Genomic DNA, 14,752 nt, shown 5'->3' on the forward strand with positions numbered 1-14,752 from the left:
AACGGTTAAAGGCCAAAGGGTCGAAACGGCAAGGGAATGGGGTGCAAGGGGAAAGGCCCTACCTTGAAAAGGCCAAAAGGCCTCCCGCCCGGCCCGCCATCAGGACACCGACATGCTCTCCCTGTTCCAGCGAAAACGGCCCCCGGTCGCTGCCGCGCCGTCGCCAGCACCCGCCACCGACCTCCCGAAAGGGTTGATGCGGCCGGAGTCGGCCGCATCGTTGCTCGCCACCCCGCGCCGGCAGAAGCTGCTGGAACACATCTGGCAGCGCACCTCGCTTTCGCGCAAGCAGTTCGCCTCCCTGTACCGCGCGCCGCTGGAGCGCTACGCCGAGCTGGTCCAGGCCTTCCCGGCTTCCGAAGCGCATCACCATGCCTACCCGGGCGGCATGCTCGACCATGGCCTCGAAATCGTCGCCTACAGCCTAAAGCTGCGGCAGTCCCATCTGCTGCCCATCGGGGCCAGCCCCGAAGACCAGGCGGCGCAGGCCGAAGCCTGGACTGCGGCCGTCGCCTATGCCGCACTGCTCCATGACATCGGCAAGGTGGCCGTCGATCTGCACGTCGAGCTGGCCGACGGCAGCACCTGGCACCCATGGCACGGCCCGCTGCGCCAACCGTACCGCTTCCGCTACCGCGACGACCGCGAGTACCGGCTTCATAGCGCCGCGACAGGCTTGCTGTACCAGCAATTGCTCAATCGCGATCTGCTGGACTGGCTCAGTGGCTATCCATCCTTGTGGGCGCCGCTGCTCTACGTCTTGGCTGGGCAGTACGAGCACGCCGGGGTTCTGGGCGAGCTTGTCGTGCAGGCCGACCGCGCCTCCGTCGCCCAGGAGCTGGGCGGCGATCCCGCGCGCGCCATGGCCGCGCCCAAGCACTCGCTCCAACGCAAGCTGGTCAACGGGCTGCGCTACCTGCTCAAGGAAGAGCTGAAACTGAACCAGCCGGAGGCCTCCGATGGCTGGCTCACCGAGGACGCGCTGTGGCTGGTGAGCAAGACAGTCTCGGACAAGCTGCGCGCGCACCTGCTGTCCCAGGGGGTCGATGGCATCCCCGCGAACAACACGGCCGTGTTCAACGTGCTACAGGATCATGCCATGTTGCAGCCCACCGCCTCCGGCAAGGCCATCTGGCGCGCAACTATTACCAGTGAGAGTGGCTGGTCCCATGCCTTCACGCTCCTGCGCCTGGCCCCGGCGCTGATCTGGGAGCCCTCGGAGCGACCCAGCCCATTTGCGGGAACCGTGACCGTGGACAACGCCGGCGAGGCCGAGGACGGGCCGCGCCCGTCCGCACCCGACGCTGCATTGCTACCTGGAGCAGCGGTGGCAACGGAGAAGGAGCCCGCAGCAAGCAGCCGTCCAGATCAGTCGGGCGGAAGTCACGCCATACCTCCCAGCACGCAGCGCAATCCGGCCGACCCACTGGAAAGCATGCTGGCGATGTTCGAGACAACGCCTGAGCCGGAGCAGTCCGTCGAAGCCCCGCCAGAGGGTGCCGACGATGCAGCGGTGCCGCTCGACCCTCCCGCATCGGCCCCAGGTCCTTCGGCGCCGACCGCCGCGCCTGCGCCGCACGATTTCGCCTCATTTACCGGGCGGCCATCGGGCGAGCATTTCATGGCCTGGCTGAAACAGGCCGTCCAGACCCGCAAGCTCATCATCAATGACGCCAAGGCCCTGGTACATACCGTGTCCGACACGGTTTACCTGATCAGCCCTGGTGTTTTCCAGCGCTACGCACAAGAGCATCCAACCATTGGGCCGCTTGCGAAGGACGCGGCCCTGCAGGACTGGCAGTGGGTGCAGAAGCGCTTTGAAAAACTCGGACTCCACAGGAAACAGCCATCGGGTCTGAACATCAGGACGTGCGAGGTCATGGGACCGCGCAAAACGCGCCAGGTGCATGGCTATTTGCTCGAAGACCCATCGCACATATTCGATGCCGTTCCACCGAACAATCCTTATCTGTCGCTCAAATAGCCGACTAAGAGGGGAAGTGCCACACGTTCTGTTTGAACGGGTGGCAAGCTTCAGTCGATCCGAAGAGGCTCGAACGACTTGACGAGTTGGTCCACCGCCTTGACCTGCCGCAGCAGCGGTTCGAGCGTGTCCAGTGGCAGAGCGCTGGGTCCGTCACAACGTGCATGCGCCGGGTCGGCGTGTGCTTCGAGGAACAAACCGCCAATGCCGACCGCCATGCCGGCCCGCGCGAGTTCGGGCAACTGTTGGCGACGCCCACCCGAAGCCAACGCATCCGCTTCTCGCCGCTGCAGGCTATGGGTTACGTCGAACACCAGTGGCAGGCCACTGCTGGCAACGCTCATTTCGCGGAAGCCCAACATGTCCACGACGAGATTGTCGTAGCCGAACTGCGTGCCACGCTCGCACAGCAGGACGCGCGGGTTGCCAGCCTCGTGCAGTTTGTGGACGACATGCCTGATCTGGCCCGGGCTGAGGAACTGCGGCTTCTTGACATTCACTACCCGACCGGTGCGGGCAATGGCGGCCACCAGATCGGTCTGCCGGGCCAGGAAGGCCGGAACTTGCAGTACGTCGGCAACGGCAGCGACCTGCATGGCCTGCTCAACCTCATGCACGTCGGTCAAGACTGGGCATCCGAACCGCGACTTGACCGCATCGAGGACCCGCAGCCCTTCCTCCAGGCCGACACCTCGGAAAGAATGGATCGACGAGCGATTGGCCTTGTCGAACGACGCCTTGAAAACGAAGGGTATCCCCAGCTTGCGCGTCACCTCCGCGAAGTGCTCAGCCGCAGCCAGGGTCGTATCGAGATCCTCGATGACGTTGATGCCGCCGAACAGCACGAACGGCAGGTCGTTGGCGACTGTGATGCCCTCGGAAATGGCGACGTGCAGGGAGGTGGCTGATGATGTCGATCGCATAAAAATTCCTCTCGTGATGTCAACGACCGCAGGCGAAAGCGCCGAGCGTCGTCGGCGAAGAATGCCTCACGGTCTTGAGCTTTGCGTGCAGACGCGTCCACAACAGCGCTTACAGGGTCCGACCGGGGTCCGCACCGGCGACTCCGCCCGTGACCACGGTCTTCCTTCAGCGGCTCACTGAAGACCGAGCGCCTTCATCAGCCTCGGCTTCTGGCTCGCGAAGGTGCCATAGAAGACCTCGTCGCCGACGATCGTGATCGGGGCCACGCGCACGCCGGTTCGTGACTTGGCCTCCGCGGAAATCTTCGGGTCGGTCAGGTCGCGCTCTTCAAACGCGATGCCCTGCTGGGACAACCACTCCTTTAGTGCCCGGCAGTCCGGGCAAGTTGGAGTGCTATAGATGAGGATGCGCGGGGTGTTGGCTTGGTTCATGGTCGTGCCTTCACTTGCCCCGAGCGACAAGCCAACTCTTCATCATGGCGATCTCGCCTTCCTGCGCGGAGATGACCTCCTGAGCCAACTTGCGGACCTCCGGGTTCTTGCCGTACTGCAGCGCCACCTTGGCCATGTCGATCGCACCCTGGTGGTGCGGGATCATGCCGCGCATGAAGTCCACATCGGCGTCGCCGCTGAAGTCGATCATCATGTCCGCATGCATGCGGTCGTTGCCGGCACGGTAGGCGGCCGTCGAGGCATCGCCCGAGCTGCCGGCCGCCGCCTGCTGGCCGTTGTCGCCCAGCCACTTGTTCATCATGGCGATCTCGCCTTCCTGCACGGTGATGACCTCCTGGGCCAGCTTGTGAACCTCCGGGTCCTTGCCGTACTGCAGCGCCACCTTGGCCATGTCGATCGCGCCCTGGTGGTGCGGGATCATGCCACGCATGAAATCGACGTCGGCGTTGCCAGTGAACTGCGCTCCCATCCCGGCGTGCATCTGGTCGTTCACGGCGCGATACGCGGTCGTGGAAGGACTGTCATTGGCCGAGGCGCTGGAGGGCATCGCGTGCCCTTGGTGACCTCCGCCCGCACTGGCCTGCATCGCTTCACCCGACGGGACGACCACCTTCTTCTGGACGGCCATCAGGCCGGCGGCGACCACGACGGCGCCCGCAATGAACAAGAGGCTGAACTTGTTGACCTTCATGAAAAAACTCCTTGAATGAGGTTGATGGGTTCACTGTAGGGCCTCCCATTGTTGGAAGGTCAAGCCCTTATTTCGCCCGTCACTTGGCGCTGCACGGCGGTGTGCCCATGCCCATTTCAGTTGCAAGTAATTCTCAACAAAGGTAGGATGTTAGGACGTTAATAGCGAGAGTCCAGGATCATGTCCCAGCAACCGAAAGTTCACGACACCAGCGATTTCCCCATCGTCCGCTTCGACGGCGCAAGCATCTACAACGGATACAGCAGCGCCTGGTGCGCGGAAATGGATGAACTCGTCGCCTGCGGAAAGCCCTTCGTGCTTATCTACGTCGCGGGAGGGCCAGAAGAGACTCTCGACGATCGCGCTCAGCGCGGCGTCTGGCTGAAGACTCACAAGGAGACGCTTGGCGGCACATTGCTCGCGCTCATCCACGTCGAACCGGATTCGGATAAGCGAGCCCAGTTGGAGGCCATGCTGCCAAAGCTCGTCCAGGCTTTCGGTACACCGCAGTCCACCCGGGCCACCCACGCCGATGCCGAGGCGCTGGCCCGGTATGTCCTGGCGGGTGGTCGCGTCGAAGATTCGATATGAACAGCACCGTCCGGTCGCTGTAGCGCACCAAGGGCCTATCCATGAGGACCGGCTACCGCGTGCTCTCCGGGAAACAACCCGCGTTCCGATCAACGGGGCCGGCGACCGGCTGCTCGATGGAAAGCGGCATTGCCAGCGCGGGAGTCGCGCTCGGATCAACCCGATTTCTCAAGTGCCGCAATCAGCGGAGCGACCACGTTCCGCACAGCCGCCGCAGCTGCTTCTCCATCCTGGCGCTCGATAGCATCCACGATCGCCTCATGGGTCGCGAGACCCGGCTCGGGCAGTTCCTTGTCCTTCAGCGCAGTCAGCGTGTTCATGCGGACCGAGTTCGCGAAGTAGCGGTACAGCTCAGCCAGCGCGCCGTTGCCGCACATCCCGGCGATCGCGCAGTGGAAAGCCGTATCGGCCTCGGCAAAGGCCGCGCTCGATGCGTGTTGCTCCTGCTCGCCGCGGGCCTTCAACAGTCGGCGCAGCAGCCCAACGTCCGCCTTGGACCGATGCACCGCGGCCAACCTGGCCGCCTCGGTTTCCAGCATGCAGCGCAACGCGAAGTGCTCTCGCAAGCCGGAACGCCCGACACGGCGCATGACCTCGGCCGGATCGATATTGGTTCGCACGTAGGTGCCATCACCCTGGCGGACTTCCAGGACCTGGCCGTGCGAGAGCACGCGAATGGCTTCCCGCACCGTGTTGCGGCCAACCTCCAGCATCTCGGCCAGTTCCTGCTCCCTGGGGATGCGCTCGCCGACCTTCCAGGCGCCTCCCTCGATCTGGCCGCGGATCAGCTCAATCGTCGAATCGACGAGCGAACGCCGCGGCGCCTGTGGGAGTGTGAAGCGGTTATTCATCGCGGTTCTCAAATGACGTAGAGACGGGAGCCCATCGGACCTCGATTGTAGCAACTCAGGCCTTATACATAGGATGATTCTATGTATTTGACAAAAGAGCAATTTTAAAGAATATTAACTGTTTTTAGTAGTGAGGTTTCCAATGTCAGATATTATTCCCGGATATTGCACACTTTGCCGTTCGCGGTGTGGGACGCTGAGTGAAGTAGCAAATGACCACCTGATCAAGGTACGGGCTAACCCTGAACACCCTAATGGTAAGGCCATGTGTATGAAGGGGAAAGCGGCACCTGAGCTGGTGGACAGCGCAAATAGAATTCTGTACCCGATGAAGAGAACTCATCCTAAAGGTGCAGAGGATCCGGGCTGGCAACGTATAAGTTGGGAAGAGGCTATGTCAACGATAGCCGGACAACTGGAAAAATTTAAACGAGAGGATGGAGCTGAATCTGTCGCTTTCGGCTTTACGAGCCCAAGCGGTACCCCCCTCAGTGATGCAATTGAATGGTTAGAGCGATTTGTTCGTATCTATGGCAGCCCAAATACCAGCTATGGAACTGAGATATGTAACTGGCATAAAGACGTTGCACATCGATGGACCTTTGGCTGCGGCATTCCTGTTGCTGATTATTCCCATGCCGATCTTATTCTTCTTTGGGGGCATAACCCCGCGAATACTTGGCTTGCCCAGGCTAGTGCGATTGGTACTGGTCGAAATAACGGCGCAAAACTGATTGTCGTGGATCCTCGCCCGACACCCTTAGCGAAAGAAGCAAATGCCTGGCTTGATGTCAATCCTGGAACTGACGGTGCATTAGCTTTGGGGTTAAGCCATCTCCTGGTAGAACGAAACCTGTTTAATCATGAGTTTGTTCGAAACTGGACTAATGGTCCTTTGTTGGTTCGAAATGATAATGGTTATTTTCTTCGGGAAAAAGATATTAACCCACTTGCCATCAGTAATCGCTATACAGTTTGGGACGAACACAACCAGCAAGTCACATTTATCGATTCCGAGACTCGAACTGAAGAAACGCTGATGCCTACAGCTGCACTTGAGGGCAATGTTGAAGTCGCAATAGCTGATGGTGCAAAAATTTCCTGCCAAACGGCGTTTTCATCTTTTAAAGATATGTTGGCTAATTATGACCCAGAAAACGTAAGCCGTATCACCGGGGTATCTGTTGCGTCAATTGAAGCCGCTGCGAGTTTGATTGCCGGGGCCAAGAAAATCGCCTACCACAGTTGGTCTGGAGTGGCTCAACACACTAATGCCACCCAAACAGAACGTGCGATTGCGACACTGTATGCTTTAACCGGTTGTTTCGATCAGGAAGGATGTAATCGAATCTATGCCAGCCACCCGGTAAATGTGGTTAATTCACCGACATTGATGCCTAAATCACAATGGGATAAAGCATTAGGCCTTGAAGAAAGGCCTATCGGGCCGCCTTCACAAGGTTGGGTTCATTCTCAGGATATCTGGCATTCAGTATTAGAAGGTACACCCTATAAAATTCGCGGGTTAATTGGCTTTGGTGCCAACATATTACTTTCACAAAGTGATACTTCTCTCGGACAACAGGCGCTTGAGGCGCTTGAGTTTTATGCCCATGTAGATTTGTTTGAAACGCCTACATCAAAGTATGCTGATATCCTTCTGCCAGTTAACACTGCCTGGGAGCGCGAAGGCCTAAGAACCGGGTTTGAAAGTAGTGCTGCTGCTCAGGACCACATTCAGTTGAGAAAAAAAATGGTCTCTCCGCGCGGTGAAAGCCGTTCCGACCTTGAGATTGTTTTCGATCTTGCATGCCGGTTAGGAATGAATGAAGCGTTCTTCGACGGCAATATTGAGGCAGCCTGGAATTATCAACTAGAACCATTAGGTTTGACTGTTGAGATGCTCAGAAATAAGCCAGAAGGTTACGATATCCCGCTTGAGCATAAAGTCAGAAAATATGCTTTCAGAGACCCAAATAGTGGATATCTGGCAGGTTTCAATACAGAAACAAAACGTGCAGAGTTTTACTCTGAGATCCTTCATCACTATGGTTACAATCCTTTACCTGAGTATGTACAGCCGCAAGAATACCAGCGCAACGATCCTGATTATCCATTAATGCTGACATCCGTTAAAAGCGGATTCTTCTGTCATAGCCAACATCGAAGCCTGACTAGCCTACGAAAAAAAGCACCTTATCCAACGGTAGACATTTCGGCAACTCTGGCTGACGAAGAAGGTATCAAGACGGGGGATTGGGTAGAAATTGAAACGAGAGCAGGTCTTGCTCGATTTAGAGCAAAAGTGGAAGCCAAACTCTCTCATGAAACTGTAATTGCTGAGTTTGGGTGGTGGCAGGCTTGTCCTGATTTTGGCAAACCTTCATACCCGGTTAAAGGTGAGTACAGTAGCAATTACAATAGTTTAATCAGCGGTGATAGCTATGATCCAGTCAGCGGTGCTTTACCTTTGCGTTCATTCCGCTGCCGCATTCGCCGCTTGAATGATTTTGAGCTGATAAGGCGCCCCTGGGAAGGTCGTAAAACATTCAAAGTCATTGAACTGAAAAAAGAAGCAGATAATGTTACGACAATTACCTTCCAATCGAACAGTGAAGGCTACTTACCTGATTATGAACCGGGCCAGCATATCACTGTTAGCTGTTGTCCGATGAGCGATTCTGAAGAGATCGTTACCCGGGCGTATTCGCTGACAGGCCCTGCGTTTGTTCATGACCGTAAAACCTATTCCATTTCTGTCCGTCATCAGAAAGCGACTGATGAGAAAGGTGAGTATGTTGAAGGAATAATGTCATCCTACATAAACACGCATTTGCAGATAGGCAAGGATGTTGAACTTACCCCTCCTGGGGGGAATTTCATTGTCCCGCTCAATGCCGTCCAGCCTGTCGTAATCTTTGCTGGCGGTATTGGAATTACTCCATTCATTTCCTATCTGGAGTCTATTAACCCCCAAGCGGAAGGTCCGGAGATCTGGCTTTTCTATGCTAATCAAAATAGTAGGCTACATGCGTTTAAGAAAAGAATTGCGGAGCTAAATGCGTCTATTGACAGGCTTAAAGTAATTAATATCTACAATCAGCCCCTCGACTGTGATATTCCAGGATTGGATTATGATAGAGCTGGTTACGTTGGTGCGGGAGATGTCGAGGCATATCTTATTGAGAATAATGCTCGTTATTACATGTGTGGTCCGCAGCCTATGATGGATGCGATATCGCGAGGGCTTCAGGAGAGAGGTGTACCTGCATTTGCTATTTTCTACGAGATATTTCGTTCTCCAGCAAAAATAAATAATGATCCCTCATTACGTCATAAAGTCATTTTTGCAAAATCAGGAAGAACAGAGATTTGGACCACGGATAAAGGTACTCTACTTAATTTTGGGGAAAAGCTTGGGATTCAAATGCCTAGTGGTTGTCGTGTTGGACAATGTGAAAGCTGTTCAACTAGGGTGATTGCAGGGAACGTACAGCATCTGAATGGTGTGGAGCCCTCTGATGAGGGGGCATGTTTGACATGTCAGTGCATTCCTGCCGGTGATATCACGATTGATGCTTGAGGTAAGTACTAGCTATTAGCATCCTTTACATCAGGCCATTTCAGTGGCCTGATTTTTTCTATGAATAACATTATGTTTTAAACAATTTTCAATTTTTTGTACGAATTCACCTCAATAGCCGATTTAATCAATTTTATCAGTGCGATCTTTCTAAGTTTTTATCATCCTCCCCCTTGACCTTCCAGTTACTACAAGCTTTAGCCTGTAAGAAATTATACCAATTGCATTAATTAATTGACCAACTTTATCCACTCTCTCCAACAGAGATTTTTGACTCGTTCAACATCCGCAATGAATGTATTCCAAGCGCGAGAGACCTGTTCCACTATTTCTTCGTAACCTCGAAATACGCGGTTTGATAAGCAACGTTGCCGTAACCATTGCCATACTTGCTCCATCGGGTTCAGCTCCGGAGAATAAGGTGGGAGTTTTAACAGACTGACATTGGTAAATGGGCTGGCCGTATCGATCGTATGCCAGCCCGCGCCATCCATTACAACAACGGCATGACGCCCAGGCTCTGTCGCTTCACTTATTAATTTCAGATGCTGCTTCATCACCTCTTTATTCACAAGAGGGCTGATAAGCGCCTGAGTATTACCATTGCTCGGACACACCGCCCCAAAGACATAGCCATAATCGAATTGCTGTTGCTTTACTACTCTTGGCCTGCTGCCCTTGGCTGCCCATATTCTGGACGTCTGATTTTGCTGACCGAATCGTGCTTCGTCTTGAAACCAGACGTCAACGCGATCCAGAGGAAGATGACCGGGAGTGTGAAGGATCGTTTCCAGCAGGAAATTTTTTAAAAGTGTCCTGGGTTTGTTGTGATTGTTTAGGGTGTTTAGAGCGACTGGTTATCCAACTGAAACCGAGCGCATCCATGATGCGGTATACGTTTCGCAACTGATAATCGATTTGGAAGGTGTCGCTAATGTATTGTCGTACATCCTGTGCAATCAAACGCCCCCCCTCCTTTTTAACCGCATTTTCTTTGATAAAATGTGCGATCTGTTCTCGCTGGGAGACGGAGAGCTGACAGGGTCTACCCGGACTAGGTTTGGATTGCAGACCTTCAAGTCCGTGCGCCAGATAGTTGGATACCCAGGTATTAACACTGCCTCTGGCAACCCCAAGGTAAGTTGCTATCTGGGTTCGTGTTTCCCCATTCTTGAAATGATACAAAGCTAGATAGCGGGTTCGCAGTTGCCCGTTGGAGGTTTGCTTTGCTAATTGTTTAAAGTCGTCGGCTGTATGCATATCAAAATCACTCGAATATGAATACCACTATTAGATCAAACTTTTAAGACAATTGGTATTACTACAGACGCCAACTTCGGACTGGCCGAAGAGTTTTGGTGAATGAAAGGATCGTTATGATGAAAATGAAAGTTGGGATATTGCTGATGGCAGTTGCAGTGACAGCCAATACAGAAGTGGTACTTGCAAATGATGATGCAAGCGAAACGCAAAAAAAAACTGCAAATGCGCCTGCAGGTCCACAGGTACCCGTGGCTGTTGCCGTATCACGGAATATTATACCTTCTGCTGAATTTACCGGTTCTTTAGCGGCTATTAAAACAGTGGAGCTACGCCCCAGGGTAGGAGGGGCAATCGAATCTGTTACGGTGCCGGAGGGAAGTCTGGTTCAGAAAGGACAGATGTTATTTCAAATCGATCCGCGGCCCTACCAGGTTGTGCTTGATAGTGCACAAGCGCAATTACGACAGGCAGAAGCTCAGGCGTTCCAGGCAAGCCGCAATTACGAGCGTATTAGCCGTCTGGTAAACGGAGGTGCTGTTTCGCGTAAAGACTATGATGATGCATCTTCTGAGAAAAATGCCCGCGTTGCACAGGTTCAGGTATCGAAGGCTGCAGTCGAAGCAGCAAAGCTGGATTTGTCATACTCGCGTGTGACTGCGCCAATTGATGGCCGTATCGATCGGATTTTAGTAACTGAAGGTAACTTGGTTAGCAGCAGCCAGGGGGGGGCCGCGACTCTATTGACAACAATCGTTTCGTCCGACCCTTTATATGTTTATTTTGATATTGATGAAGCGACATATCTCAATACTGTCAGTAAGGCTCGGCCTGATGTTGTCGGACGTAGCAACGAAAAATTACCCGTACATATAGGTCTGGCAAATGAGAAGGGGTATCCGCACGGGGGGGCGCTTGATTTTGTTGGCAACCAAATTGATCGTAATACCGGCACTGTTCGTGTCCGGGCTATTATCCCGAATGCTGATGGTCTTCTTACTCCTGGAGCATTTGCCAGAGTTCAGTTAGGCACTGGTAGTGAGCAAAAAGTAATTTTGGTAAACGATCAAGCCGTAGGCACAGATCAGGGCAATAAGTATGTCCTTGTTGTTGATGCCAATAATAAGGCGCAGTATCGCCCGATAGTGTTGGGGCCAATGGTCGATGGATTACGTGTTATCAGCGACGGTCTGAAGGCCGGGGAAAAAATTATCATAAAAGGGCTCGTACGACCGGGGATGGCCGTTACGCCAGACATCGTATCGATGCAAACGCTGTTGAGCGTACCTGAGAGGCAGCCTGAAGGTGCATCTAAAAAATCGAATGGCAAAAATGAGGGAGGTAGTAAATGAAATTTCCTCATTTCTTCATCCAGCGCCCCATATTTGCAATTGTCTTATCAGTTTTTATGCTGATAGCGGGTTCTTTAGCGTTTTTTCAACTTCCTCTCAGTGAATATCCGTCCGTAACACCGCCAACCGTTCAGGTAACGGCAAGCTACCCCGGAGCAAACCCCAATGTAATAGCAGATACTGTTGCCGCCCCGCTTGAGCAAGCCATCAATGGGGTTGAAGGCATGCTTTACATGAGTTCTCAAACTGCTTCTGACGGCCGAATGATTTTAACCATCTCTTTCAGACAGGGAACTGACCCCGATATTGCGCAAATTCAGGTTCAGAATCGGGTATCACGGGCTTTGCCTCGGCTACCAACGGAAGTCCAGCAAATAGGGGTTGTGACTGAAAAAACCTCGCCGGATATTCTTATGGTGGTGCATTTGTTCTCTCCTGATGAGCGTTATGATCCACTTTATGTTTCTAACTATGCAATGTTAAACGTACGTGATGAGCTTTCACGCTTACCAGGTGTCGCAAGCATAGCGCTGGGAGGTGAAGGGGAATATGCCATGCGAGTATGGTTAGATCCTAATAAAGTGGCTTCCAGAGGGTTAACATCAAGTGATGTCACTGCTGCGATTAAAGAACAAAACGTTCAGGTAGCGGCTGGCTCTGTCGGACAGCAACCTAATGCATCGTCATCATTCCAGGTCACTGTGAATGCCTTAGGGCGCCTAACTACTGAGGAACAGTTCGGCGATATAGTTATTAAAACCGGAGATGACGGACAAATTACGCGCTTGCGTGATGTGGCTCGTCTTGAACTCGGTTCAGATAACTACTCCATGAGGAGTTTACTAAATAATAAAAATGCAGTGGGTATGCAGATTGTTATGACCCCGGGCGCCAATGCACTTGAGGTGTCTGCATCGGTAAGGTCAACAATGGAACGCCTGAAAGTAAGGTTTCCGGAAGGTATTCAGTACAGTATCGCTTATGATCCGACCGTGTTTGTTAGTGCTTCCCTGAAATCTGTCACGACGACTTTATTAGAGGCCACAATATTAGTTGTGCTGGTCGTGATGCTATTTTTGCAAACATGGAGAGCATCAATCATCCCATTGATCGCAGTGCCTATTTCATTAGTGGGTACGTTTGCATTAATGGATGTATTTGGGTTCTCACTCAATACGCTATCTTTATTTGGTCTGGTTCTTTCAATTGGTATTGTTGTTGATGATGCAATCGTTGTGGTTGAGAACGTTGAGCGCCATATTGCAAAAGGACTCTCACCAAAAGACGCCGCAAGAAAAGCAATGGACGAGGTAACGGGGCCAATTCTGGCTATTACCTCAGTACTGGCAGCTGTGTTTATTCCATCAGCATTCCTCTCGGGGCTTCAGGGCGAATTCTATCGTCAATTTGCATTGACGATTGCTATCTCAACGATTTTATCGGCTATCAACTCCTTAACATTGTCTCCGGCATTAGCTTCCGTACTACTGAAACCACATCAAGGTATAGAGAAGCAAGATTTGTTGACTCGTGTAATGGATCGTTTTTTCGGATCTTTTTTCCGTCGTTTTAACCGTTTCTTTGATAGCCTGTCGAATTCCTATGTTGGGACGATTCGACGTATCGTTCGCGGAAGTACAATTGTACTCATTCTGTATGCTGGTTTTCTGGCACTGACCTTCCTGGGCTTCAAACAGGTTCCTGGTGGTTTTGTGCCTGCTCAGGATAAATATTGCCGACGGCCTGTGCTTCGTTGCGCGCGACATGCGATTTTCCACCACGCCCGTGCGAGCGGGATTTTTTTCAACACCTTTTGGAGTATTTCGACCATGAACAACATGCAGCACGCCCTGTCATTCAGGCCCCTTCGTTCTTCAGACGGCTTGCGCTGCCGTCCGGTGCAGGCTTTGGGAGCGATATTCCTCGGGCTGGCTTCACTCGCCTATAGCGTCACGTCGCAGGCGGCAGATGAGCCAGAGAACGTGAAGGTGGTCCGGCAATACCTTGACGCCTGGAATGGCGGGCGAACCGACGCGATGGAAAAAGTGCTCGATTCCAACGTCGTCTATTTCAATACCAGCAATGAAGCGTCCCGCACTGGGCCTCAAGCCATTACCGAAGTCTCGCAGTTTCTGATGAAAATCCTGCCCGACCGAAAAATGAAAATCCGTTCGCAGCCGGTTGCCTCCGGCGATGGTGTGGCGATCGAGTGGGAATTCACCGCCACCAAGAACAGCAATGGCGGGACGTCGCCCTCCAGTTCGACCATCAGTTATTTCGGCGCGAGCTTCTTCCGTGTTTCGAACGGAAAGATTGTCTATGCCAGCGACTACTACAACCACAACACCATGCAGAAGCAGCTTCAGCAGTAACGTAAATCCGCAAACAGGAAATCACCGACATGTCCCGCTTCATCATGCACAAGCCCTCGGCGCCGCCAGCGCAGCGGTGAGGCAAGCGCTTTTCCTCAATCCAAGGTAATTGCGCTGGTGACTTGATGAATATCTGACACGCCGGTTATCGAGCCTTGTCTCGATGAAATAGAAATCCCGAATGAAACTACCAACCACGAAGCAGGAACTCCTTGACAAGGTTCGCGCCAGCCACCGAAAGCTCGGGGTAGAAGCTGCCACCATTCCCGCCAGCCACTACCGGCACACGGCCATGATCTGGCAGGAGCCGCGCCTGCATACCAACGCTGCGATGGTCCTGGTGGACGTCATCGTCTGGAACACGATGATCCTGCAGTTCGCGCATGATCGGACGCCTGGACCTTCGGCGTCCTTTTACTCGCCGAGTGCGATGGCGCAGCGGGCCGAGCGTCTTTCTGCCGGCTTCCAGCGCCGTTTCGCGGGCAGAGACCTTCGCGAGCTGGAAGCCATGCTCACGGAGGGACAGGACCGGGTGCTCGACTGCGTGGCGCACCATTCGAACGCCTCGCTTTTCGATCCCGCGTTGAGCCCGATGAAGACCCTCGGGCGCAAGATCCAGTTCTTCACCTCCACCGCCTACGACGACGCGCTGTCGAGGCTGCGCCAGTGGAAGCAGGTGCTGTAGCGGCCGA

11 protein-coding genes and 1 pseudogene are annotated in these 14,752 nt (G+C 53.6%); 7 read left to right on the forward strand and 5 right to left on the reverse strand.

Annotation, left to right across the window (positions count from 1 at the left end; all coding sequences use genetic code 11):
• The first annotated feature begins 112 nt into the window (after nt 1–112).
• Nucleotides 113–1,984: a MobH family relaxase gene (mobH, locus tag APH42_RS05280; RefSeq protein WP_003821130.1), complete on the forward strand. Its 1,872-nt coding sequence runs from the start codon at nt 113–115 to the stop codon at nt 1,982–1,984.
• A 50-nt stretch (nt 1,985–2,034) separates the two neighbouring features.
• Here mobH and kdsA read toward each other — a convergent pair whose 3' ends face one another.
• The 3 genes from kdsA to APH42_RS05295 all read right to left on the reverse strand — a co-directional run bounded on the left by kdsA (nt 2,035) and on the right by APH42_RS05295 (nt 4,051).
• The gene (gene kdsA / locus APH42_RS05285; protein ID WP_003821131.1) at nt 2,035–2,907 is read right to left on the reverse strand and encodes a 3-deoxy-8-phosphooctulonate synthase; all 873 of its coding nucleotides are present in this window, start codon (nt 2,905–2,907) and stop codon (nt 2,035–2,037) included.
• A gap of 174 nt (nt 2,908–3,081) precedes the next feature.
• Nucleotides 3,082–3,339: a glutaredoxin family protein gene (locus tag APH42_RS05290; RefSeq protein WP_003821132.1), complete on the reverse strand. Its 258-nt coding sequence runs from the start codon at nt 3,337–3,339 to the stop codon at nt 3,082–3,084.
• A 10-nt stretch (nt 3,340–3,349) separates the two neighbouring features.
• Entirely contained in the window at nt 3,350–4,051 is a 702-nt protein-coding gene (locus APH42_RS05295) for a DUF305 domain-containing protein (RefSeq protein ID WP_003821133.1), read from the reverse strand.
• Between the two features lie 180 nt (nt 4,052–4,231).
• On the opposite strand from APH42_RS05295, the gene APH42_RS05300 reads away from it, so the two are divergent.
• Nucleotides 4,232–4,642 carry a hypothetical protein gene (locus APH42_RS05300; RefSeq protein ID WP_012614065.1) on the forward strand — a complete coding sequence of 137 codons (411 nt, stop codon included), beginning with the start codon at nt 4,232–4,234 and terminating at the stop codon, nt 4,640–4,642.
• Nucleotides 4,643–4,797: 155 nt separating this feature from the next.
• Here the strand turns inward: APH42_RS05300 and APH42_RS05305 are convergent, their stop codons facing one another.
• Nucleotides 4,798–5,493 carry a FadR/GntR family transcriptional regulator gene (locus tag APH42_RS05305; protein ID WP_003821135.1) on the reverse strand — a complete coding sequence of 232 codons (696 nt, stop codon included), beginning with the start codon at nt 5,491–5,493 and terminating at the stop codon, nt 4,798–4,800.
• A 142-nt stretch (nt 5,494–5,635) separates the two neighbouring features.
• Between APH42_RS05305 and APH42_RS29040 the strand changes: the two genes are divergently transcribed.
• A complete protein-coding gene (locus tag APH42_RS29040) occupies nt 5,636–9,076 on the forward strand; it encodes a molybdopterin-dependent oxidoreductase (protein WP_073661981.1) in 3,441 nt (1,146 codons plus the stop codon).
• Between the two features lie 230 nt (nt 9,077–9,306).
• On the opposite strand, the gene APH42_RS29045 is transcribed toward APH42_RS29040, so the two are convergent.
• Nucleotides 9,307–10,336 (reverse strand): IS630 family transposase gene (locus APH42_RS29045; RefSeq protein WP_161789755.1). Its coding sequence is split into 2 segments (ribosomal slippage): nt 9,307–9,883 and nt 9,882–10,336, totalling 1,032 coding nucleotides; the frame shifts between segments, so codons are not numbered across the junction.
• A 119-nt stretch (nt 10,337–10,455) separates the two neighbouring features.
• On the opposite strand from APH42_RS29045, the gene APH42_RS29050 reads away from it, so the two are divergent.
• The 4 genes and pseudogenes from APH42_RS29050 to APH42_RS05335 all read left to right on the forward strand — a co-directional run bounded on the left by APH42_RS29050 (nt 10,456) and on the right by APH42_RS05335 (nt 14,745).
• Nucleotides 10,456–11,688, forward strand: a complete 1,233-nt coding sequence (locus APH42_RS29050) for an efflux RND transporter periplasmic adaptor subunit (RefSeq protein ID WP_073661980.1) — start codon at nt 10,456–10,458, stop codon at nt 11,686–11,688.
• Nucleotides 11,685–13,418, forward strand: a pseudogene (locus APH42_RS29055) (efflux RND transporter permease subunit); the annotation flags it as partial. The gene APH42_RS29050 and the pseudogene APH42_RS29055, both read left to right, overlap by 4 nt.
• Nucleotides 13,419–13,526: 108 nt before the next feature.
• Entirely contained in the window at nt 13,527–14,060 is a 534-nt protein-coding gene (locus APH42_RS30400) for a nuclear transport factor 2 family protein (RefSeq protein ID WP_223656234.1), read from the forward strand.
• A 181-nt stretch (nt 14,061–14,241) separates the two neighbouring features.
• Nucleotides 14,242–14,745, forward strand: coding sequence for a ClbS/DfsB family four-helix bundle protein (locus tag APH42_RS05335; protein ID WP_003821138.1), 504 nt, complete (start codon nt 14,242–14,244; stop codon nt 14,743–14,745).
• Nucleotides 14,746–14,752: the final 7 nt, after the last annotated feature.

Source organism: Pseudomonas sp. NBRC 111140, from assembly GCF_001320885.1.
Lineage (GTDB): Bacteria > Pseudomonadota > Gammaproteobacteria > Pseudomonadales > Pseudomonadaceae > Aquipseudomonas > Aquipseudomonas putida_P.